The sequence below is a fragment of the Leptospiraceae bacterium genome (assembly GCA_015075105.1).
GTDB lineage: Bacteria > Spirochaetota > Leptospiria > Leptospirales > Leptospiraceae > JABWCC01.
Genome location: JABTUZ010000002.1, coordinates 1,300,664 through 1,325,318 on the forward strand (window position 1 = coordinate 1,300,664; position 24,655 = coordinate 1,325,318).

The window sequence follows — 24,655 nt, forward strand, 5'->3', positions numbered from 1 at the left end:
ATAGGAGAGAATTTCTTTGACTAAAAAACAGGATATTATTATACACTTTACGGGAACCTTAAATTCTTCGATGGTCGCAGATTTAGACTCACAAATTTTTAAAGAGTTGCTGCCGGACTCTAATATTATATTCCATTTTTCTAAATTAGAATCTGTAGAATCGGATGGGGCGAGGGATTTGGAAATTTTATGTATGAAAATTGGCAATTCTATGGGGAATGTGGTTTTTTCGGGTCTAAGACACGACTTCTTTGGCTTTTGCCCGGAGCAGTTGCCCGGCTTTTCAAGCATAGAAGATGCTAAAAAATTTTTTCAAAAAAATATCAGCGAAAAAACCCAAGGCGATACACCTTCAGAATTAAACTCAAAAAACCAAAATACTTTCGTAACTTGTCCGGCTTGCGGCACTTCTCTAAATACTCGAGGCAAGGGGAATTATCGGTGCCCTTTGTGTAGGGTGCATTTTTTTATACATGGAAATGGCAGAATTTCAATTTATGAAAAATTAGTATGAACAACTTTTCGGTAAATTTTTTTAAAGATAATGAAGAACTGTACAATGAGTTTCAAATTGCTCTAAAAAATTTTATTCAAAAAGATTTTAATCTGTTGAATGACGAAGTTTTTATATTTACTCGTGAAAACCACACTGCCGAATATCTAAACATCAATCTTGTAAAAGAGGGTCTTCCTTCTTTGTCTTTTCAGGCAGTTCCTGTCAGAAACGGAATTTTTCGTTTTGTATCAGGTGTTTGGAATCCTGAAGTATTATTGAATGACTTAGCCGGTACTCTTTTATTTAAGCAATTGTTAGAAAAAGAAAAAGGAAAACTATCCGAGAAGGCAATTTGGAAAATTTCAGAAGAGTTATTTTCTCAAAGAGAAAAGTCAATTCAATCCATGAAATCTATTTCTCGTAGCCACCCTTATTTTCACTTATTTGAAAAATTTGAAACACTAAAAAAAGAAAAGAAGACTCGAAGTGAATATTTACAATCTATTTTTTTTCAAGAAAATTTTTCTATCCCTGAGCCCTTAGCCCAAAACATTTACAAGAAAACCATTTTTTGCTATGCGTTATTTGAAACCGATATGCTTACAATTCGGATTTTAGAAAAGATTTCCGAATTTGTGAGTATCCATTTTTTTATGACAGAGTATCCGATTTTTTCTGATAAGGAAGAAAAAATACACGGTGAGTATTCTTCAACGAGTATTTATAACTATTTATCTAAACAAAAAAACTATACAAAAAAAAGCGAGAATACAATTCCTGTAGTTCGGTTTGCAAAATCTATAGAGGTTAGAAGAGAGGTTGAGTTTGTAGGAAGAAATATATTAAGAAAAATTTCTGATAATAAGGATAAGGATTTGAAGTTGTATCACTTTAAATTGATTCTGCCAAAGTTGGATTTGTATATTCAATCAGTGAGGGAAGTTTTTAGAGAGATGGGGATCTCGGTTTCTTTTACTTTTGACAACTCTTTGAATTTAACACCGTACTATTCTGCTGTATTTTCAATTATCAATTTTTTAAAAACTGATTTTGAAGCAGAGGCTTTCAGAAATATTTTTTGCAATCCTTGTTTCAATCCCAAGCTATCAGGCAGCTCCGTACAGTTTCAGCCTGATTATTGGAGTGAGTGTATTTCACTTGCGTCTATTGTGAAATACGCAGATTCTTTTCACAGGGAAACAAGGGGAATTTCTACAGAGGATTTTTACACTTGGGACAGGGGTTGGAGAATTCTAACTAAAAAAATTATCGGGATCGAAGAAGAAGGATATTCGTTATCTGATGAAAATGAAAAAAAGGAAGCAATGAAATTCATTCAGATTTCTTCGTCTTTGATTTACGATCTTTTGTATTTGAGAGAAGGGCTGCATAGCTTAAAGGAGAGAACAGAATTTTTAAGGTCTATTCTATCAGTATATCTGACCTCTACTATAGCGGGTGAAGATTCAGCCAATAGAAATAACAAGAATGCAGAGAATTCGGTGTTTAGGATATTGGATGAAATTTCAGAGTGTGAAGAAAAAATCGGGACGTTAGGCGATATAAGTATATCTCTTTTTTTAGAAATTGTGAAAGATCGAATACTTAATTTATCGAGGGGAGAGGCGGGTGTATTAAAAAAGGGTGTTGTAGCAGGTACAGTTCGAGATACTTCGGACATAGTTTTTCGGTATATTTATGCACTTGGTATGGATGAGTCCAATTTTAACCCGGATACAGGGAGGTCTTTTGAAGATGAAGTTTCAAGACATGAACTACAAAAAGACAAAGCCATACTCAATAAGATGTATTTTTATAAAATTTTTCAGCATAGTCCAAAAGAAATACTATTTAGTTATGTTTGTTTGGATACGATTCGAGATAGTCCTACATACCCTTATCTCGAATTGGAAGATTTCAAAAAAAATAATTTTCCAAAATCTAATTGGGAAAACATACCGTTGTATGGACATAGTGAGGTTTTACAAAACGAAAGCTTAATTTTGTTAGAGAAAGAGGCTGCGAAATTTACGGAATTGAAACAGTCTGAATTAAATTCTAAGTATGTAAAGTTTGCCTCTTTTGGGTTTAAGGGGGAAAATGAAAAAGAAAAATTTCTACAAAATGAAATTCAGTCTTTGTCTATAAGTAATGATTTAAAGCTAAGTATTGAAAATTATTTTTTAAGAGATAGGTTTTTGGCAATTTCTAATTTTGAATCTAAGAAAATATATTCTCCCTTAACTGATTTCATAAAATATATAGAATGTCCGCAAAAATATTTTTTTGAAAAAAGTTTAGCCTTAGACGAAGAAACTGAATATACGCAAGAAGGGTATGAAGTGGGAGGTCTCACTCGAAACATAATTTTAAAAAGATTAATAAAAGAATTTTTGATCAACTCTGACAAGAATTTTGATTCTATTTTTTCAAAATCTTTCATTTCTACTTTAATAGAAAAAGGGGAACTATCATCCGGGATTTTTGGAGCAGTTGAGTTAGAAAGATTTAGAAAGTATTTTGATGAGTTTCTTGTATCGGTTAAAGATTCCATACTCAGTCAATATTCAGTAATAACAGATTTGAAATTTCAGGATAGATTTTTAAAACAAAGTGAATATAGTTATATCATTCGCCCCCCGGTTTTTTTTGGAGAAAATATTTTTCAAGGACCGGAAATGTTGTTCTATTCAAAAGATCGTACCTTGCTCGTAACTTTAGAGACCTCTCCAAAAAAAAAGTCAGGCAAGCCATACCTTAAGCAAAAACTAAAATCTATTTTTTATACTCAATCTATTTTAAACTCTCAATATGCGTTAGACGACATCGAATCTATTACAGGAAATAGGAACACTCTGCCTGCAATTTTGAGAACCCCCTTGGACTCTGTGCCATTTCTACAAATTGGAGAGAGTAGTTACACTAACGATTTTGATAAATATTTTTCTTTGTATAAAGAGAATTTTACAAAGGGGAAATTCCCTGCATCTCCAATCGATAGATCAAGGCTTCCTTGCGAATATTGCAAAGAGAAAGAGGTGTGCTTAAGTTATAAAACCGAAAATTATGAAAATTTTCTAAATAATGAAAAAGCTGAGATTCTTGAATTTTTAAAAGGGTGCTTTGAGTGATGGATTTTAAAAAAGCCCTTGAAACTCATACCGCAATCGAGGCTTCTGCCGGAACGGGAAAAACATACTCTATTGAAAATATAATCATTGCTGCGATTAAAGAAAACATTCCAATCGAAAAAATAGCGGTAATTACTTTTACAGAAAAAGCTGCAATGGAATTGCAAGAGAGGATTCGTTTAGAAATTACAAAACAGTGCAATTCAAAGAATGAGTTTACAGAAATTTTTCAAAAAGCCAAAGAAGACTTTCCTTTTGCTACCATAGGCACAATCCATCAGTTTTGTAGAGTGATACTAAGAGCGAATTCTTTTGTTTCAGGACTATCTCCAAAATTTGAAGAGACTAAGGAAGAATGGAAAGAGATAGAATCGGTTTTTTCTATTTTTAAAGGAAAATTAGACTTAAATAAGAAAGAAGAAGTTATCGAGCTAATCCAATCTATCGGTGTATCCTTATTTCAAAATTTTATAATAGAATCTGCGATTTTGTTTCAGGGGAAATCTTGGTCTTTACCTGAATTGGACAAAAGAACTCTTCAAGAAGATTTAGAAAAAATTATTGGAATGAAAAGCGCTGTACTTTCAGAGAAAAAGTCGGCTAATTACATTCAAGAATTAAAAGAAGTTTTTGAATTGGATTCAATTGAAAAATTAGCAAATAATTTTCAAAAATTTGAAAGTACTTTTTTTACTAAAGAAGGAAAAATAAAAAAAGTATCAAAAGATTTTTTACTATCTAAACTTTCTATAACCGAAACAGATTATGAAAATTTACTTTTTTCTTTTAAAAGTTCATTAGAATATTTGAATTCTTTTCAAAATTTAAGGATTCTTTGTAAACTGTCCAATGAATTTATTTTAGAAGTAAAAAAATACTTTTTAGAAAATGACAAACTTACTACAAGTGAAATTATTTTACTGACTAGAGATTTAATTCAAAATAATGAAGAAGTTTTAAAAAAAGTGCAAAGTGACTACCAATATATTATAGTAGATGAATTTCAAGATACAAGCCCTATCCAAGCCGATCTATTTACTACGATTCTTGGTGGGAAAGAAAAAGGTTTAATTTTTGTAGGAGACCCAAAGCAGTCAATCTATGGATTTTTAAATTCTGATATTGAGTCTTATAAAAATACTATAGAAATATTCCAACACAATAAGGAAGTGCTTTCAGAAACAAGAAGAAGTACAACTCAATTGACCGAAGTTTTTAATCGTATATTTTCATTCTTATTAGAGGGAATGTACTCTAATGTAAAATCTGAAAGAGACGACAGAGATACTTATGAGTATAGTAATAATCTTACTCCACTGATTCTACTTGGACTGGATGAGAATAATATCCCAAGGTCTCGAAATGAATCTGGAGAAGATTTAAAAACTGAAGAAATAAGAAAACTAAGCTCGATAGAAATCTCAAATCTAATTCGTTTTATGATAGACCAAGAAGTTGAAATTTACGATAAAGAATTGAAAAAAACAAGAAAAATTACTTATTCAGACATTACGATTCTATCAGAAAAAAGAACAAATTTTTCCTATCTGGAAGAAGAATTTTCTAAATCAGGCATCCCTTCATCTATTTATAAAAACGAAAAATTTTATGAAAGTAGTTTAATTCAGTCGATTTCTTATTTACTTCACTCGATAGAAAATCCTAATGATTCTTTGTCTTTGATTAAAGCACTAAAATCAGAGTTATTTTTGGTTTCGGATGAGAGTTTGTTTCATCTTTCTGAAAATGAAGAAGTATCTTACTTATCCAAAGCAACCGATAAATCTATTCAAGAAATTTTTCTTATACTAAGTAAATTGCACTATAAGAAAAATATTCAGTCGGCTTCTTTGACCTTGGCAGACGCTTTAAATGAATTTAAAATTTTAGAAAAAGTATCGCTTGGTTTTTATGGGAATAGAAATATAACTGACATTAATCATTTGCACGAAATTTTAGATTCTTACCAAACAGAAGAGAATTTGAGTTATGGAGAGGTGGTAAGAAGGTTAAAGAAAAATATTTCAGAAAGCACGAAACAAAACGTGAAAATCAGCTCCGATAAAAATTCGGGTGAATCTTCCGTATCTGTGATGACAATACACGCATCTAAGGGCTTGGAGTTTCCTGTAGTAATTCTTTTTGATTTAACTGCAAAGCCAAAACCGGAAATAAAAAATTCTTTTCTAATTCCAAACGATAAATTGTATCTAAAAGAGCCTATTGTAACTGAAGTAAAAATCAAATCTGAAATAAGTTTAAGCACTCCTTCAATTGAAGAGAAACTTAAAATCAAGAGAGAAAAAGAAAAAGATGAGAAGAAAAGATTGCTCTATGTAGCATTTACAAGAGCGAGAGATTATCTTGTTTTACCTTTGTATCATGTTTCCAAAGGGTCGAGTGGGTCACTACGAGAAGTATTAAATATAGACAACCAAATACAAAGCTTTATCCAAGACAGTCTTGGTCATAATTTTCAGTCTTCTCAATTTGCAATTTCAAAGAGTTCAGTAAAAAAAGAAAACCCGAAAGTCAAATCTTCTAATTTGGACAAAATTCCATTTTTTGATTCAGAAAAATTATTGAAGGAAATGGAAAAACTTGAAATAGAGTCTTATTCTTCTTTACACAGAAAAGACTCTCGAACTATCGAAAAGAAAATTGAAGAAGAAACAGAAGAGGAAATTCTAACAAAATCAGAAGAGGAAAATAGAAGTAAGTCGAGGCATTTATTATACGGAACAAAAGATATTGGAAAAAAATTCGGCTCTCTTTCTCATTTGATTTTAGAAGAATATTCTTTAGATAAATTTCAGTCTGAAAAAATAATAGAAAATGAGCTTACAAGTTTAATAGACTACCATTATCCGAGAAGTGGAATTATAGAAGAAGTGAATTATAGTAAATCTGACTTATTTGAAATTTGCTTTTCAGCACTCACTAAACTCCATTTAATAAATCCTAATCCCGAAACTTATGCTAAATTTTCCGAGTGGAAAAACTTGTGGAGAGAAAGGGAGTTTTTTCATTATATAGGAAAGAAAAACAAAACAGAAGATAGTTTTTTTTATGGTATAGGGGATGGGATTTTTACTTACAATTCAAAATATTATATTTTAGATTGGAAGTCCAATTTACTAAAAGACTACTCAGAGCCTACACTTTTTAAAGTTGTCAATGAGTCGTATTTTTACCAGTATCATATTTATTCTTTGAATTTACTAAAAAACTTAGAGTATTTTTATAAAGAGAGTATAGAAAAATTTTGGGACGAGAATTTTGGCGGAATGGTATTTATATTTATCAGAGAGACTGAAAATAAAAAAGGAAATTTTTCTGTAAAGCCGAGTTATAAAGAATTGATGGACTTTCAAGATAAAATTTTAAGTAACGAGTTATGACAAAAATTGAAAAGCAAAATATTTTTGAATGGAATGGCTCCGGGCTTATTCGGAACTTAGGTAGTGCAAGAATTTATTATGAACAAGTAAGTAAGAAAAAAAAATCTATAGAATCCGATATATACAACTGGTTTCAAAAGATTGACCCGAATGTATTTTCCAAAGATATTTTACACAAATCTATTAGGCTAATTCCGAAAAGTGAAAAAATAGACGAGCCTGTGCTTTGGTTGGTGTTATTTTTGGTGAGGTCTTACGAGGAAGGTGAGATTTGCATTCCAAAAGAAACTATGTATCGTTGGATTGCGGAAAAAGCTCCACTTTCTGAGCCTGCTAAATCTATAGAAGAATTTTTGAAAAATAATAAAGTCGGGTTTTTGACGGACGAAGTTCCTTTTTTAGAAGACATGGATTCTTTTTATTTAGTGCATTTGCAAAAGGCCGAAAAAGAGTTATCAGAAAATATGTTTTCTTTGTTACATTCTTTTCAAATTTCTCAATCAAAAGAATTAGAAAATTCTTCTTTAAGTGAAGAACAAAAAAGTGTAATAGGAAACTCCCTAAAAAATACAATCAGCTTTATCAGTGGAGGTCCCGGGACTGGAAAAACTACTATCATCATATCTATCGTTAGAGAGTCGATTCTAAGAGGAATAGATATTTCTAAAATTGCACTTACCGCTCCAACAGGAAAGGCAACAAAGCGTTTAAGAGAAAGTGCAAATAAATTGTATAAAGACTACCCAAGTTTACAATCTCCTATTACGATCCATAAACTACTTAGTTATAGCAATTCAAGAAAAACCTTTTTAAAAAACGAATCGAACCCCTTGAATTTGGAGTTATTAATCGTAGATGAGTCTTCCATGATAGATATTTTTATAAGTAACGCTTTATTAAAGGCTCTACCAAAATCGGAAGATTTAAGAGTTGTATTTCTTGGAGACCCCGATCAATTGATGAGCGTTGGTGCAGGAAATATCTTTTCTGAGCTTGTTCAAATAAAAGATTTTTCTTTTAAGCTAACTAAATCATTCCGTATAACGTCCCAAAAAGAAGATATTACAAAGCTAAAAGAAGCTATCAAAGAAAACAAAGATTTTGATTTAAACCCGTATCTAGTTCAAACTGTAGAGAAAAGTTTAAGAGAGTTTTCTTTTGTCGAAGTTTTAGAACCAAAAGAAAATTTATACATAGAGTTATCTCTTTGGAGAGAGCTTGCAAAAAATATGAAAGAGACCTATCAAATTCTTACCCCGTTCAACGAGGGAAAGGGTGGCGTAAGTGAAATAAACGAATACTTACACAAAAAATACACAGAAAATATAGATAGTATTGATTCTAGTACACCTGTAATAGTAAAAAGAAATCTTTACGATTACGATTTATTTAATGGCGAGACAGGGTATTTGAAAAATGTAAATGGAAAAAATATTTTCTTAAACAGCGATTCTAAAGTTGAAATAGAAATTTCTCATGGGTTGTTGAGCTATTTAGAAAAGGCGTATTCAATTACGGTACACAAAAGCCAAGGTTCTGAATACGACCATGTATGCTTAGTCCTTCCAAATAGAGAAGACTTTAAGAATTCTATTTTGACTAAAAGAATTCTTTATACAGCGATTACAAGGTGTAAAAAAACTTTAACAATTATAGGCTCTGTTTCCACTTTTGATTCTGCAATAAAAAACCCCGGGAATAGGGGTAGCTCCAATTTTCTAAAAAGAATAGAAAACTTGAAGATTCCTTAAGCTTCTTTTGAGATAGATTTTCTTTTTTGGAATAGTGGTACTCTTCTACTTTTGAATTTGCTGATTTCGTCTCCACTGATCTTACTCAAGATATATTTTCCGAGTGACACATCCAATGCGTGACCTGCCTTAGATGCAAGGAAGTGTCCTATAATCGGTCTTCCTACGATGGATAAGTCACCAATCAAGTCTAAAATTTTATGACGAACACATTCGTTTTCAAATCGTAAGTTATCGTTTAGAAATCCTGTGTCTGTTAAAACAACTGCGTTTTCAATCGAACCGCCTAAGGCAAGTCCGCGAGCTTGAAGTGCTTCCACATCTCTTAAAAATCCAAAAGTTCTTGCCGGGAGGATTTCATTTTTTAGGATTTCTCTGTTTAATTTGGTAGTGTAGCTTTGACCTCTTAGTAGAGGGTGCTTGAAGTCAATATTGTAGCTAACTTTTAATTCATCGCTTGGGAGTACTACAAGGTATTTATCTCCGTCCACTACCCAGAGTGGATTTTGGATTTTGATTGGCTGTATTTCTGTTTGAAATTCAATAAATCCAAGGTCTTCTATAGCCTGAACAAAAGGAAGAGAAGAGCCGTCTAAAATCGGAATTTCTATAGCGTCTATTTCCATGATTAGGTCTGTAATTCCAAGCGTATAGAGTGCTGCGAGTAAGTGCTCTATGGTTTGGATTACATTGTGCCCGTCTCCAAGAGTAACTGCATTGCTTGTATCTACTACATTTTCTAAAGCTACCTTGATTTCAGAAACTTTTTTGGATGAATTGGTTCTAAATATAAGTCCGGTGTTTTCTTCTGCCGGGAATAGCCTTAAATTCACATTCTTGCCGGAATGCAGTCCTATCCCTGTAATGGTACCTGAATTTTTAATGGTTTTTCTATACTCTTTCATAACTATTGGTTTTTTTTCTCTTTCCTCAATATATCTTATGCAAGCATTGTACCTAAATTTTAAAAATTTAAAATAAAAAGTAAATCTGTAACTTGCATACATTATGCAAGTTATCCTATATCATAGAGAAACATTTTTTTTTAATAGGACTTATCCTGTTGTATTTTTGCAACATTGTCTCAAAACTACAACAAACTAGTTTTCCTGCTTCAAAAACTGCGTAAACAGGTTTTGCTTAAAAACCGTTACTGCCTTCACCCTTCCGACAAGCTCAGGGTTCGGAAGAATTTTTCTTTTAAAGTGGTTCTTTGAGCAACAACCCAATAAGTTCTTTGTCAAAATTCTAGGCTTTGTTCAGCGCCACCCATTTTTTCAGTTTTCCATTGCCAGTCACAATGTTAGGCTCTTCATATACTAAAACTGAGTGTGAATAAAAAAATAGAGAGTCATGCAAAAGGAACTATCGAAAAAAAAGGAATCTCAATTACTCATTTCTTCAAGAAGCTGATTAGATCTTTTTATAAATAGACCAATCTCTGACTCGTCCATTGCCTTAGAAGAAAGTAGAGCCAAGTCGTAAATATGGCGAGCTAATAATTTCCCTTTTTCTGTGTTTGGACCTTCTCCGATTTTTAGTGCATTTTTTACTAATTTAGAATTGGAGTTTAGTACCAAAGAATGGTTTTTTAAAATAGATAGACTGTCTTGACCAAGACCCGCATTCATTTCAGTCATTCTGCGTAAAAATTCTGGTAGTAAAATCACTGCGGGAACCTCAGATGATTTCAACGCTTCTACTTTTATTTCCATTCCTTCTTTTCCGATTGCCGAAGTAAAAAATTCTTTGATCCGATCTTTTTCGGTTTTGTTGTTTGAGTCTAAGATTTCTTGCTTTTGGTCTGTACTTACTACTTGCTCTGCGATATCCGAATCCACTCTTTTGAACTTCATATCAGGGTTTTTTGTTTCTAAAAACTGTACTAGGTGTGAGTCTATCCTTGAGTCAACGAGTATTGCCTCAAGTCCTTGGGATTTAAAAAGATCCATAAATACAGATGTGCCTTCTGTTTCTGTAGCGTAATAGACTGTATTTTTATTGTTCTCTTTGTTTTTATCCCAATATTCATTTAGGGTAGTGTAGTTTCCATTTGTAGATTTGAAAATCAGTACGTCTTTTGCTCCTTCGTAAAATTTTTCTTCGCTTATCATTCCAAATTTGACGAATAGAGACATCTCTTCCCAATTTTTTTCAAACTCGGCACGGTCTTTTTTAAAGTCTTCGCTTAGGCGATCTGTTATTTTTTTCATTATGTGACTGGAGATTTTTTTTACTAAAGGATCGTTTTGTAAGTACGATCTGGAAACGTTTAAAGGCAGGTCAGGAATATCAATAGTTCCTTTTAATACTGTTAAAAATTGTGGGATTAACTCACTCGACTCGTCACTTACAAATACGTGATTACAGTACAGTTTTACCCCATTTTTACTTGCGTCGAGTTCGTGCTTTAGTTTTGGAAAATACAAAATCCCTTGCAGTTTAAAAGGGTAGTCCACATTTAAATGAACCCAAAAATGAGGCTCTCCCGAAAAAGGAAATAGGTAATTGTAAAACTCTGTATAGTCTTCTTTCTTTAAAGAAGAAGGCTGCTCTGACCAGAGCGGGCGCTTTTTATTTGCTTCTTCTCCTTCTACTGTAATTGGGATAGGTAGGAAATCACAATATTTTTTTACTAATTCTTTTAACTTCCACTTGTCTAAGTATTCTCCTGAGTCAGAATCTAGGATAAGTGTAATTTTTGTACCTCGATCTTTTTTGTCTATTTCGGTTATTTTAAATTCTGTTCCAGATTCACTCTCCCATTTTACTCCTTTAGAGTCTTTTTTGTAGGACTTGGTTTCGATTTCTACTTTTGTAGAAACCATAAAAGAAGAATAAAACCCTAACCCAAAATGACCTATGATCCCGGCTTTAGAGTCTTTTTCATATTTTTTAATAAAGTCCTCAGCTCCACTAAATGCAATTTGGTTGATGTATTTTTTTATTTCCTCACCGGTCATCCCGATTCCGTTGTCTTCAATGGAAAGAGTTCTTTTTTCTTTGTCAAAGCTAAGTTTTATTTGGTAGTCTGTCCCACCTTCAAACTCTTCGGATAGTGCAATTTTTTTAAGTTTCGTTATAGCGTCTGTAGAATTAGAAATCAACTCTCTTAAAAAAATATCTTTTTCTGAATACAGCCATTTTTTGATAATAGGAAAAATGTTTTCTGTTTCTACGGATATTTTACCTTGTTCATTCATAGTTTTCCTCTACTGATTTTTTTTGAATTGGGTTGTTTTGAATTAATAAAAATTGCTTGAAATTTCATTTTTCGTCAAATGAAAAAAAGAGAGTTTAATCTAAATTTTCTGAATCACTGCCACTACCTGAGGAGGCCGAAAATGCAGAGTAGTCTGGGCGAGCAGATTTTTTATTCTTCGCTGCAATTTCTGCGTATTCAATAGTATATAAAGTCCAAGGGATTGCTTTTAATCTTGCGATAGGAATTTTCTTCCCTGTTCCTTCGCATATACCGTAGGTACCTTTTTCGATTTTATTTAAAGCGCCTTCGATTTGATTGAGTAAGTCTATTTCATTCTCCGTTAATACCGAGCTTAAAGTTTCTTCGTTGATATTCGAAGCCATATCTGCGAAGTCTCCCATTTCTTTTAGACCTGAAGGAGAGCTTTTGTCTTCCCAAGTATTTAATTTCTGAAGAAGAGAGCTCTTTTTTTCTAAAAGAGATGATTTTAACTCAGATACTAACTTTTTATCGTATTTTGGTGTTGCTTTTGCCATCTATGCTTTCGTTTCTTTGTGATCTACGTGTTTTCTGCAAAATTTACAGTATTTTTTAGTAATAAGTTTTTCAGACTTAGTTTTTTTATTTTTAGTCTGGTAATATGCGGATTTACCGGAGCATCCGGTACAAGCCAATTTAATAATTTCTCTCATAATTTAGCCATGAATTTCTATTCTTTCTATAAGTCAAGGTACTCTATAATTCTTTTTCAACTTTTCTATATACTTTGAATTCTTTTTATTTGACGAAAATCTTCTTGAAAAATGGAAATTTTTCTCTATTTTTTTCCTTTTTTTGCCAATAGGAGGCTAAAACGCTTGCAATTAATGAGTGAAAAAGGCTGGAAATTGCGCTTGGGACAGCTACAAGTGGGTCAGAGAAGTTATTTTTTGCTAAAACTACTCCAAGTCCTGAATTTTGCATTCCAACTTCAATGGAGACGGTTCTGGATACGATTTCGTTTTTTGTAAAAATTTTGGAAAAAATATAGCCTAATAAAAAACCTAAAAAGTGTAGTAAAAATACAGATACGACTAACTTCCACCCGGAAGATAAAATAGCTTTTCTTGAAGAACCGATTACTGAAGCTACAATTAAGACGATACATGCCACTGCGAGCACTACAAAAATAGAACGAATTTTTTTAGTGAAAAAGGGTAGAATTTTATTGAGTAGAACTCCGAGAAACACTGGAAAAACAACTACTTGTATTGTGCTTATGAATAGTCCTAATGCGTTTACATTGATCTTGTTTCCTGCAAGAATCCAAGTTAGTATTGGAGTTGCAATTACAGAAAATAGTGTAGATACGGAGGTCATGGTAACAGATAGAGCTAAATCTCCTCTCGCAATATACGTGATTACGTTAGACGCTGTTCCTCCCGGGCAAGAGGCTACTAAGATTAATCCTACTGCAAAAAATGTCGGTAGGTTTAAGATTAGCCCTATACTCCATCCAAGTAGGGGCATAATAGTAAATTGTAAGAGAACTCCTATAAACACATAGAATGGGGATTTGAGTATATTCGTAAAATCTTTTGCTTCTAAGGTAACTCCCATACCAAGCATAATAAGCCCAAGTCCAAAAGTGATCCAGTTTCCTGAAAACCAAACAAATAGCTCGGGTTTCAATAGAGTGAATACACTTGCAATCAGTACAAAAATTGGAAAGTATTTCGTAGCTATATTCATGACGCGATTGGAAAACTTTAAGGAAGATTTTTTAGGAGATCAACTACTTTTTGTAATTGCTCTATAGAATTGTAAACATGGGGAGCGAGGCGAATTCTGTTTAGTCTCACTGCGCATACTATATTATTTTTTTGTAATATCTTAGCGACCTCTGTACTATCTTTGCCGGGTGCTTCAAACACAATAATTGCAGTCGGGTTTTGAAAATTATCCGAATACACTGTCATACCAATTTCTGTGAGTTTTTTAGAAAGAAATCCACTAAGGGCTAAGAGTCTTTCTTGGATATTTTGAAAACCTGCCTCGTCTAAAATTTCCAAGGAAGAGAGAAAATACACCCAGTCTGTAAAATTGGAAGTAGATATTTCAAATCTATCAGCACTATTTCTAAAATTATTTTTATAAGGGAGATATTCCTCACCATTATCAACAGAGTTTTGTCCTTTGAAAATTGGTTTTAACTTTTTCAGTTTATCTCTTCGGATATACAGCACTCCCATTCCAAGTGGTCCAAGAAGCCATTTCCAAGTAGGGAAGGCCATGTAAGAAATATTAGAAGATTGCAAATTTATCGGAATATGACCGACCCCTTGCGCACCGTCTAAAATAAAGTCTATATTATTTTCGTGGCATAGCTCACCGATCTTTTGTAAAGGAAACACCATCCCTGTACACCAGTGAACCGTAGATATTGAAATTACTTTTACGTTTTTAGAAATCTTTTTTTTGAGATTTTGAAAAAACTCTTCTTCACTGGGTGCAAGCGAAATAAATTCTAACTCTACTCCTTTTTCTTTCCAGTGTTCAAAAGGATATACATTACTCGGATACTCGTCTTGAAGAAGTAAAATTTTATCTCCTTTTTGTAAATTCAATCCATAAGAAATAAAATTCATTCCTTCTGAAGTGTTGTGAATGAGTGCAAGCTCAATTGGGTCACAGTTTAGCAGTTTTGAAAGTATAGATTTTATTTTATTTTTTACTTCGATATATTTAAAAGAATCGTTGAGTATCCCTTTTTGTGAATATTCTTTTAAATAAGAAGTTACCTTTCCTATAATTCGATTGCTTACAGGAGTTGTGCCGCAATTATTCAGCCAAATAAATTCATTATTTACCGGATAGTCTTCATAGAAACTTTTCCATAAAGACTCTTCTTTTGGATTGAAAGATTCTATTCTATTACCTCCGGTGAAGGAACAAAATCTTTCAGCATCTTATCCAATTTCAAGGCGTTCGGATTTTCCGGATCTAAAAATATAGCCTTGGCTAAAATTTTCCGTGCCCTCTCTATGTTTCCGAGCAATCTATAAGTATCTGATAGATTGATTAGATTTTTTGTATTTTTCGGGTCTCTCAATTTCAATCTTTCGCCATAGTCTGCAGAGAGTACGTAGTCTTTATTCATTTTATTTGCGAATGAAGCGAGGTAGATAAATTCATTGTCTGAAGGATTCAGAAATGTATAAATATCGCAAAGAGAGCTTGCTCTTGCGTAGTCTTTTTGTTTTAGAGATAATTTTCCCATTTCTTTGATCAGGTCTAAATTTTTTGAATGAATCGAATATGCTTTTTCAAAGAATTCCATTGCAATCGGTAGATTCCCTGATCTTAGTTCTTTTTTTCCGTTTTCAAATTCTTCCCAAAATTTTTCAGGCAAAGAACTTTCGTCTGCATACTCTTCGTTTTCTTTGTAGCCAATTCTAAGCATGGTAAAGTCATCTGATAATTCTCCTGCATTTTGAACCGAGAGAGCAATTTTTTCCAGTGTGCCTTCTCCATTTTCTACGTGGTGCAAGAATTGATTTTCGTCTTCGTTAATAATCCTATTTCCGTCTTCATCTATCCCAAGAATAATATCGTCTCTACCGTCAGATCCGATAATCACTACATCTTGAGGCAAGAGTTGAACTGTTTTAATCGACAAGTCTCCGTCTAACCCCATGACCCCGATTTTATGAAGAGAGAGGTCATTGTCTATAAAACTTGCCTTTCCATCTCTATATAGTACACTCCAAGGATGCTCTGCATTTATGTAGTACATAAATCCGGTGAAGTCTTCTACCATACCTATAACCATGGACACAAGCATGGAGCCGTCGAACGAGACAAACACGTCTTGTAATTCTATAAATGCATGTTTTAACCATTGCTCTGGAAATTTGTCCTGACTGATTGGATCCATCTGAGTTCGTACGATTATAGATTTTAGTACTACCCCAAGAACTAAGGCTCCTCCTGCTCCTTGGATCGATTTTCCCATTGCGTCCCCATTTAAAAATACCGTATAATCCTTACCTTTTAGTTGGATGCTGTGTGCAATACAGAGGTCTCCACCGATTTCGGTGTCTTTATTTTTGAATTCAAAATGCTTTTTCTGTCTTACAAAAAAATCTATATGTACAAAATCTCCTTTGGAACGATTGACTCCAAGCGGTTTGATGAGTAGAGAAGTAAGAAAGTAGTCACCGTCTTGCTGCACTTTCAATTCTTTTACTTCGGTTAGAGTTTTTTGTAATTCTGCAGTTCTTTCTTCAACTTTTCTCTCAAGGTGTGCATTCAATTCTTCTACCTGATTGTGAACTCTCAAGAATTTATTTGCGAGAACTACTGCAATTCCCATGATGAATGTAAAAAATCCATACCTCATCAGTCCGAGATTTCTAAGTCCTCCCACAGGGATTGCTCCAAGCAAATCCCAAAGAGCTGTAATAACGAGAATAGAGAATCCGATCAATAAACGAAAAGCGTCTTTATTTTTTAATTTCACTGCTTTGGTCATAACGTATCCGAGATAACCAAGGACAGAAAGTGCAGACAATTGCCAGATAAGTAAAATCTGAGTAGTCACCCATCTTGGAACAAAGAGCATCAATAGACCAAGAATCGAAACGAATCCAAGATATATTCTTGAATACAGAGAGGCTTTTTTTTCAAAGAAGAAATTTTCAAAAAATAGAATTGCGAGTGCCGGGATAAAAAAGAGAAAAATGTATTCTACTCTTACAATTACTTTAAAAGGGTCCAACCCCCATTCAAAAACTGCGTTGGAGCGAGTGTAATTGTACACTGATATTAAAACAGAAAACAATCCAAAGTATAAATTGTATTTTTCTTTTGGTCGCTTTGCATACAATAGAAGGTGATAAAGCCCTACAAACATATACATAAACAAAAGCATCAGAGTCACCCTGTCGGATGCTTTTTGAATATTATTTTTGTAATAATCTAACTCAAAAGTATTGTCTCCTTCCTTCCCCCATAAACCTACTTCTTCTTTGTATCCCCCCTGAACAACAAATCTAAGTGTGTTTTCTTCCTTGATAGTGTTCTGTGGTAGGATCACGACAAGTCCTCTCACCATACCGTATTTCAGAACCTTTGTTCCGTCTAACTTCCCACCTGAGGCAATCTTTTGCCCGTTGAAATAAACATCATAAATATTTGTGATAAATGGAATAAGGATAGAAATATCTTCGTTTAGGTTTTTCAAGAAAGACTTTTCAAATTGGAATTTTTTTAAGAGTGTGATTCTTCTAAAAGTTTCATTTGGGTCGTTTGGCTCTATGTCTTTTATGGTAATTCTTAACTTTTCAAATTTTTTCCATGAAGGGTCGGTTTCATTTGTAGTTAAATCAATTCCATCTTTTGCATACCAGTCTTCGATCAAAGAAGACGGAAGAGGAGAGGCTTCTAAGGATAGGGCAACGGAAATATTTAATAAAAGCGCAATTGTTATTTGTAATTTTTTTTTCATTCGATTTACTTTTTCTTCCTTTTTATCGGTTTGCCAAATTTTTTCTTTACGAAAGGTTTCTTTATTGTTTTTTTTGAGGTCGGGTGAATTTTCTTTTGAGGTTTCTTTTTGGCATGTTTTGGTCTGGGTAAAATTTTTTCTGGATGAGAGATTTCTGCTTCTTTGCGAATTTCTTTTTCAAAAATATTTTTAAAAGCAGGGATCGACTTCAAAAATTCCATAAGAGTTCGTAAATTTTCACTTCTGGTTACTAAGTTGTAATTTCCGGGAATATCAAACCACCAATCTCTTCCTTGTCCAAATTCAGCACTTTTTTTTGGAGGAAAGCTAATATCAGAGATAGGAGAAAATGGGTAGAAGTAATTGAACAAAAGAGAGTTGTTGAGAATATTTTGCAAATATTCCGACTTATATTTCCATTTTTTGAAAAAGCCGAAAATTGAAGTAAAATTAAAAATATACGAGCCATAAAATGGAGTTCCGAGCGTTAGGAATGTTTCAATTTTTTGTCTGCTTTCATCGGGGAGCACCATCGTTTTTAATCCACCGGTGTTGTGAGCAATCACTGTAAGATTTTTTGGAGATTGCTTTAGAATTTCTGAAAGCTCATGAACTTGATTTTGAATTCCGAACTTACTGAACTCGGCAATCTCTGTGGACAGACCTTCGTTTTCTAAATAGTTTTGCAATTTCCTATAAAAAAATCTATTTCCAAAAAGTCCAGGAACGATAAGTATCTGAAAGTTCTTCTTCAAGTCTTTTTTGGGAAGAACAAGCGTAGAGATATTGAAAATTATACAGATGAAGATTTCGATAAGTTCAAGGGTAGAATAATACACCGTCCTAATTTTCAAAAGAGCTTTTTTCATAAGATAAACTATGGCAATAGATTTAAGAAAACATTGTAATTGTATAGGTCAAGTAGTTTATGCTCTTTTTAGATTCTGCTTGCTATATTTAGAATTCTAAGTAGTATGACCATTTATATTGAATGAAACGGGAATTCCTTATTACTTTTATTTTTCTAATTTTGCCGGGTATTGTGTCGGCTTATCCGAATTACAAAACTGCCGAAAAACATCTGCAAGAAACTTGGGAAAATTCTTTTCCTATCAGTTACTCTAAAATTGTAAAGGTAAATCCTACAAGCAAAGGGATATTGGAAATTCGTGATAAAAAAAAACGACTCTATCTTTATACTTTTATAGTATTTGTTCCGCGATATACATTGGAGGATAAATCTTTGATAGCATTAGAAGAAGGAAAAGAGGTTTTTGTGAAATTGTATTTTGATCCTAATAATTCAGAAATTCCCTATAGTATAAAACTCGGAGAGTTTGAGGAAAAATATTTTTCAAAATCAAGAATTCGTTGGATTGGAAAGTGAAAGATATTCAAGAACAAATCATAGCAAAAATGAAAAAAGAAAATTTAAGTGATGCTTTAATTTTCGATTTTCTTCAAAAAGTAACCCAAGTGCAAAATGGAGAAACCGGCAAAGTCAATTGGTCGGAGGTAGGAGATTTAATTCCTGATACAGACGAAAAAGAGTTATCAAAAATTCATTCTGAATATTCTGGCTCTCTAAATAATTTAAAAAAATTGGTTGTGATCAAGTTAAACGGCGGACTTGGTACTTCGATGGGGCTTTCTTATGCTAAGTCTTTAATAGAAGTCAAAGAAGGATTTTCTTTTTTAAGTATTATCGCAAAACAGATTAAGTACATTAGAGAAAAATTCGGAGTAGAAGTCCCTTTAATTCTCATGGATAGTTACAATACACAAAAAGATTCTTCAATCGAGCTTAAAAAAATTGGATTCACGCAAAATTTTCCAATAAGTTTTTTACAAAATAAAGTGCCTCGTATTTTAAAAGATAGCTTACTCCCTGTTTCATTGCAAAATTCAAAAGAAGAATGGTGTCCTCCCGGCCACGGGGATATTTATTTATCCTTAAAAGAAACAGGCTTATTAAAAAAATTATTGGAGAGTGGGTACGAATATGCATTTATTTCTAATGGAGATAATCTTGGAGCAACTGTAGATCCATATATTTTAGAATATTTTATAGATCAAAATTTAGATTTTGCAATGGAGATGACCCCTAAGACTTTAGCCGATACGAAGGGAGGAGCAATTTACCGAAAATTGAAAGATGGAAAATTTCTTCACTTAGAGTTATTGGAAACAGCTCAAGTACCAGAGGAGAATGAAGACGAATTTTCAGGACTTGGGAAATTTAGAACTTTTTCAACTAATAATTTATGGATTAATCTAAGGTCGTTAGATGTATTATTGCAAGAAAAATCTATTTCTTTGTCGTTAATCGTAAATCCGAAAGTTATAGAAGGACAAGAAGTTTTGCAATTAGAATCTGCTATGGGGTCTGCAATAGGAAATTTTTCAAATACTAAAGGAATTGTCATACCCCGAGATCGATTTGCACCTGTGAAAAAATGCGAAGACTATCTTATTAGAAGGAGTGATGCGTATATCTTGAATGAAGACTATTCGCTTGCCATGAGTCCTGTTCGTAAAGAATTAGGTTTGAGTGAAAATATTGTTATCTTGGACGATACATATTATAAAAAAATGAAGGACTTTGAAAAATTGTTTCGAGTTTATCCTTCACTGATTTTTAGCAAGAGTTTGAAAGTAGAAGGGGAAGTAGAATTTGATACATTTGTTGTTTTAAAAGGCGACGTTAAGATTATCAATAAGACAAATAGAAAAAGGAAAATCTCAGAGTTTCAGTCGGATGAATTTTCAGATGAATCAATTACTTTTTCGTCGGTTTAACACAAAGGAATAAATACCAATGAGTAAATTCACAATGCCCGTATCCGAGAAAAAAGCCGATTTTGTACGGGAGAATTTTAACACGATTGCAAAAAAATACGATCTCTTCAACGACCTGAATAGTTTTGGGCTTCATAGAGTTTGGAAAAATACGATTTGCAATATTGTAGATTCTGTTCCTGCAAAAAATCTTACCTGTCTCGATTTGTGCTCCGGTACAGGGGATATCACTTTGCGTCTTTCTAAATTAGAAAAAGTATCTGAAATCTATTCTGTGGATTTTTCTGAATCTATGTTAGACATTGCAAAAAGAAAAGTAACGGAAAAGTCCAAAGTCCATTTTCAAGTAGGAGATGCTACGAATCTCAAAAATTTCAAAAAAAATGGTTTTGATATAGTAACAATCGGGTTTGGGCTTAGGAATGTGAATGATTTGAAAAAAGCCTTACGAGAAATTTACAGAGTATTGAAGATGGGTGGAACTTTTATAAATTTAGATGTAGGGAAGGTAAGAAATCCATTTATTCGATTTTTTGCAGACTTTTACTTTTTTAAGATTGTGCCTATTTTTGGTTATATTATCTGGGGAGGGAAGAATGATATGTTTGATTATTTACCTGTTTCTTCTATAAGTTATCCGGATCAAAAAAATTTAAAGCTGATTATGGAAGAGATAGGGTTTAAAGAGATTCAGGTTCAGGAGTTTGTTTTCGGAAATGCAGTCCTTCATGTTTGCAAAAAATAGTTATTGGATTTGATTTATTGTATTGAATTGAGTTGTTGGAATACAAAATGGAGTATCTCCGTATCTTCTTGTTTCGTTCTTAGAGTTTAATTCTTCTACTTGAATGTATTTTGCGATTTTGTTGGAAAACCAAATACTGAGATGAGAATTTTTTTGAACAAGAATATTTTTTGACTCTAAAATATTTCCGCCTTGGTCTAATAAGCTCCATTTTTGGTTTAGAGAAGTTTTTGAAGTAGAATTATCTAAAAACACAGTAACCTTCGTTTGAGAAGGATTTATCAGAGTCCAAATAGTTTTTCCTTTGAATATATGATAAGTGAGGTTGAATCCTTTTTTATTTTTTTCATAAGCGAGTAGTTGATGAGAATGCAGTTCCTTATACCTGAAATCTGTTATCTGACCTTCTTTGTTGATCTTGAATAGAGAATGTAAAATAAAAAGTACTGAAAATCCATAGATTAGGATTACAGAAATAATTTCAGTTTTTTTATAAAGTTTTACGTTAGGCGAAATAGCTAAAATTAGAAATATTGATACAAAGGCTCCATCCGGGTGAACTACTTGGTAACCGATGAAAAAGGGCAAGATAAGGAATAGAGGCAAGTATTTTAATTTCCTGCCTATTGTAGATGTGATAAGCCAAAGCAAGATAACGACTACACCAATAAGTCCAACTTCAGATAGAAGACCAAGATACAAAGAAGGTGCGCTATCCATTATAGTAAATTTTTTATTTTCTGTGTAAGACTTGTCGTGTAGCACAGGGATAAAACTGCCAACCCCATTTCCAAAAAGAATATTTTTAGAAAATACTTTTATGGCGATTTCACTGAATGTGATTCTATTTTGATCGATTTTTTCTATTGTTGACTTTAGGTTTGTTTCTTTATTGAAGAACATTTTAATATAGGTAGAGGTTTTATGGATCGGATTTTCAGTAGAGGTTTTTCCACCTGCATAAATCAGTAACAATACATACAGCCCTAAAACAATAAACACTATAGGGAAAAAAGAAATTTTTAAATAGGTGTTTTTTATTTTTTGAAAAATCAAAATAACAACAATTACAAAAAAATTAATAGAAAAAATTAACCAATAAGCTCTGCCTTGTTTTATTCCTACAAGTATTGCAATTAGAGTTAAAATAATTAGGATGAATGATTTTGTAACAGTTCTCCATTCTCCTTTTTTATTTAGGATCTTCCAAACAAAAACAGACAACAAGGTTGAGAGAATCCAAGAGGAACTTCCAGAATCTCTAAGAAGTCCCATTGTACGATTTGCTTCCATTGAAAGATTTGTATGCCCTGAAAAAATATTTAAAGAATAAAATGTTTGTGAGAAAATTACGACAATGTTTGCAACTAAGCCAATAGAAATTCCTGTCAGCCAATGGGTTTGAGGAGGATTCAATTGGGGCGAAGTTCTTTCTTCGTAAAAAAAATACAGCAAGGGAAAAATGAGAGAATCTATAGTTTTCATGCTAAGACCAAAAGCAGTCTTGGAAGAAATTTCGGGTAAGTACATAGTTTCTAAAATTCCGAAACCTTTTAAATAAGGAGCATTAAAATAAGTGATAAACCTATCTAATGTGAGAACTACAAGAAAAATAATTATAGAAAATTGTACGTCCAAGTACACTTTTTTGTTTTCTTTCGGTGGAGGGTTTAAAACAAATAGTCTCCGAAAAAAATCAGATTCTTTTGAAGAAATACTTGGATCGTTTCTTCCTAAAAATTCTAAAAATATTTCTCTAAGACAAATCCCACTAATCGCTCCAAAAAAAAGTCCATTCAATACAGGAATATCAAATTCAGAATTCGTGTGGGCAGATAGCCTAACTAAAATCATAGCCCCCGTAGCTACAAATATTCGACCCAATCTTCTTGAATATAAATTGGGCAAAAAACCAAAAGAGAATTGTAAAAATAAATTACCGTAAAATTCTTTTTTTGGAAAAGGATTTGCAAAATGATAGATTTCAATCCAATAGTAAGATACCAAAAATACAAAAGCCATTGTAAAAATCGGAAGATTTTTGAGATTTTTGAATTTTTGTAGCATATCTTTCATTTAAAGATTCATTTTTTTAAATTTTTTCCAAATGTCAAAAACAATAATTCCAATAAAAGTACAAATAATACTCCCAAAAATAACAGAATAATTGCTTTGATGAATATATTGTATCACCACCAATGCAATGATTCCCAATGAAAAAAAGGCATATACGATTGGAGTTATTGGGTAACCAAATGCTTTGTACAAAGATTGCTTTTCTTTTCCTTTTAATCGGAAAATAAAAATTGAAAGCACTGTAAGCACAGACAAAAAAGTTATAGATAAAAATGAAAAATTCAGTAAATCAGAATCTTTTGGAATAAACAGTATCATAATGGAAGCAAAAAAGCTCTGTAAGATGAAACTATACACAGGAGTGTTTCGTTTAGGGTGAATGATTCCGATTTTTTCCCAAAATAGACCGTCTCTCGACATTGCTACAGCTATCCTTGTTCCTGTAATCATACTTGAGTTTACATTTCCAATTACCAAAAGTAAGATGATAATAGACAGTATTTCCGGAATGATTTCTAAAGAATGAGATATGTCTGTTACGAGGGATAAAAAATATTTTCCGATCAAAAAATAGGGATCGTTATTCCCGTCTTGAATAGTAGAAAATGGAAGTACTGAAATAAATACAAACGCAAATAATAAATAAATAATTGTTACTATGAAAACTCCACTAATCATAATCTTTGGGATTACTTTTTCAGGGTCACGAATTTCACTTCCAAGTGTTAGTGGAGAATTCCAACCAGTGAAAGTCCAATATACAGGAACAAGCGCTGAGCCAAGTTTTAGAATATCAGGAGTTCGTAGAGGAGCATTTAGATTTTTTTGAAGCATAGATACATTGGAAGAGCCAACTGTTAGAGCTTTGAATATCAAGAAAAGAATAAACGATGAGATTGCAATCAGTGTAAATAGTGGAGTTAGCGTAGTCACTTTTTGCAAAAAAATAGAAACACTTAAACCAAATTGATTTAGATATGTTAATACGATTAGAATTCCAAGAGCTATTAATTGAAAGTAGGATATATTGAATTGAACTCCAGGAATAGTGAATGCCGTATTTCTTACCCAATCTCCAAAAATTGTAAGTCCTTGATAATACACAGTGAGGCTTAGACCAATCGCAATAGAGCTTGGAAACGTAATGAATTGAGTCAAAAATCCGAAAAGAAAAGACCATCTTTGCCCGTAAGCATTTTTTAAGAATACATAGTCCCCGCCAACTTCTGGAAAAAGAACTGCAAGCTCTGCTGAACTTAAAGCACCTGTGATCGCAATAAACCCTCCAAGAATCCATACAGTCAAAAACCAAATTGGATGAGTAAGCGAAGAAGCAATAAGCGATGGATAAATAAATATTCCTACACCTATCATATTTCCAATCATAATTAGAATTGCACGATTTCTTCCGAGGTTGCGAGTAAATGGAGTAGGTGAGTTTTGTTGGATTTGCAAAGATTTATCCGAATTGTGGTCAAGCTAAAATTTTTCTTTTCCTTGTCAATGAATAGGACACTTAGTTATACCGTAGAAAATGTGGGATCTCCACTCTTTGCTGTAAAG

General features: G+C 32.7%; 17 protein-coding genes. 7 read left to right on the plus strand and 10 right to left on the minus strand.

Annotated features, from left to right (window positions below; genetic code table 11):
• Positions 1–16 precede the first annotated feature (16 nt).
• From HS129_16105 to HS129_16120, 4 genes are read left to right on the plus strand one after another with little or no spacing between them, the layout of a single operon-like run.
• Positions 17–514 carry a hypothetical protein gene (locus HS129_16105; GenBank protein ID MBE7413558.1) on the plus strand — a complete coding sequence of 166 codons (498 nt, stop codon included), beginning with the start codon at positions 17–19 and terminating at the stop codon, positions 512–514.
• Entirely contained in the window at positions 511–3,627 is a 3,117-nt protein-coding gene (locus HS129_16110; protein ID MBE7413559.1) for an exodeoxyribonuclease V subunit gamma, read from the plus strand. The genes HS129_16105 and HS129_16110 overlap by 4 nt, the downstream gene beginning before the upstream one ends.
• A complete protein-coding gene (locus HS129_16115) occupies positions 3,627–7,028 on the plus strand; it encodes a UvrD-helicase domain-containing protein (GenBank protein MBE7413560.1) in 3,402 nt (1,133 codons plus the stop codon). Before HS129_16110 ends, HS129_16115 begins: the two co-directional genes overlap by 1 nt.
• Positions 7,025–8,779 carry an AAA family ATPase gene (locus HS129_16120; GenBank protein MBE7413561.1) on the plus strand — a complete coding sequence of 585 codons (1,755 nt, stop codon included), beginning with the start codon at positions 7,025–7,027 and terminating at the stop codon, positions 8,777–8,779. Before HS129_16115 ends, HS129_16120 begins: the two co-directional genes overlap by 4 nt.
• On the opposite strand, the gene HS129_16125 is transcribed toward HS129_16120, so the two are convergent.
• The 8 genes from HS129_16125 to HS129_16160 form a co-directional block, all read right to left on the minus strand.
• Positions 8,776–9,684 (minus strand): UDP-3-O-acyl-N-acetylglucosamine deacetylase, encoded by a 909-nt coding sequence (locus HS129_16125; GenBank protein MBE7413562.1) that lies wholly within the window; start codon positions 9,682–9,684, stop codon positions 8,776–8,778. The two genes, HS129_16120 and HS129_16125, sit on opposite strands and share 4 nt — an antisense overlap.
• 480 nt (positions 9,685–10,164) lie before the next feature.
• Positions 10,165–11,982, minus strand: a complete 1,818-nt coding sequence (htpG, locus tag HS129_16130; protein ID MBE7413563.1) for a molecular chaperone HtpG — start codon at positions 11,980–11,982, stop codon at positions 10,165–10,167.
• Between the two features lie 94 nt (positions 11,983–12,076).
• The gene (locus HS129_16135) at positions 12,077–12,520 is read right to left on the minus strand and encodes a TraR/DksA family transcriptional regulator (GenBank protein ID MBE7413564.1); all 444 of its coding nucleotides are present in this window, start codon (positions 12,518–12,520) and stop codon (positions 12,077–12,079) included.
• Positions 12,521–12,676, minus strand: a complete 156-nt coding sequence (gene rpmG / locus HS129_16140) for a 50S ribosomal protein L33 (protein MBE7413565.1) — start codon at positions 12,674–12,676, stop codon at positions 12,521–12,523.
• A gap of 85 nt (positions 12,677–12,761) precedes the next feature.
• The gene (locus HS129_16145) at positions 12,762–13,715 is read right to left on the minus strand and encodes a bile acid:sodium symporter family protein (protein ID MBE7413566.1); all 954 of its coding nucleotides are present in this window, start codon (positions 13,713–13,715) and stop codon (positions 12,762–12,764) included.
• Positions 13,716–13,732: 17 nt separating this feature from the next.
• Positions 13,733–14,893: an aminotransferase class V-fold PLP-dependent enzyme gene (locus HS129_16150; GenBank protein ID MBE7413567.1), complete on the minus strand. Its 1,161-nt coding sequence runs from the start codon at positions 14,891–14,893 to the stop codon at positions 13,733–13,735.
• On the minus strand, positions 14,890–17,472 hold the full coding sequence (locus HS129_16155) for a SpoIIE family protein phosphatase (protein MBE7413568.1): 2,583 nt from the start codon (positions 17,470–17,472) through the stop codon (positions 14,890–14,892). The genes HS129_16150 and HS129_16155 overlap by 4 nt, the downstream gene beginning before the upstream one ends.
• A 5-nt stretch (positions 17,473–17,477) precedes the next feature.
• On the minus strand, positions 17,478–18,341 hold the full coding sequence (locus tag HS129_16160) for an alpha/beta hydrolase (protein ID MBE7413569.1): 864 nt from the start codon (positions 18,339–18,341) through the stop codon (positions 17,478–17,480).
• 122 nt (positions 18,342–18,463) lie between these two features.
• Between HS129_16160 and HS129_16165 the strand changes: the two genes are divergently transcribed.
• From HS129_16165 to HS129_16175, 3 genes are read left to right on the plus strand one after another with little or no spacing between them, the layout of a single operon-like run.
• Complete coding sequence (locus HS129_16165) at positions 18,464–18,859, plus strand: hypothetical protein (GenBank protein MBE7413570.1); 396 nt, start codon at positions 18,464–18,466, stop codon at positions 18,857–18,859.
• 29 nt (positions 18,860–18,888) lie between these two features.
• Positions 18,889–20,271 (plus strand): UTP--glucose-1-phosphate uridylyltransferase, encoded by a 1,383-nt coding sequence (locus HS129_16170; GenBank protein ID MBE7413571.1) that lies wholly within the window; start codon positions 18,889–18,891, stop codon positions 20,269–20,271.
• A 19-nt stretch (positions 20,272–20,290) separates the two neighbouring features.
• On the plus strand, positions 20,291–21,016 hold the full coding sequence (locus HS129_16175; protein ID MBE7413572.1) for a ubiquinone/menaquinone biosynthesis methyltransferase: 726 nt from the start codon (positions 20,291–20,293) through the stop codon (positions 21,014–21,016).
• Here the strand turns inward: HS129_16175 and HS129_16180 are convergent, their stop codons facing one another.
• Positions 21,017–23,092, minus strand: coding sequence for an O-antigen ligase family protein (locus tag HS129_16180; protein MBE7413573.1), 2,076 nt, complete (start codon positions 23,090–23,092; stop codon positions 21,017–21,019).
• Positions 23,093–24,547, minus strand: coding sequence for an amino acid permease (locus tag HS129_16185; GenBank protein MBE7413574.1), 1,455 nt, complete (start codon positions 24,545–24,547; stop codon positions 23,093–23,095).
• Positions 24,548–24,655 lie beyond the last annotated feature (108 nt).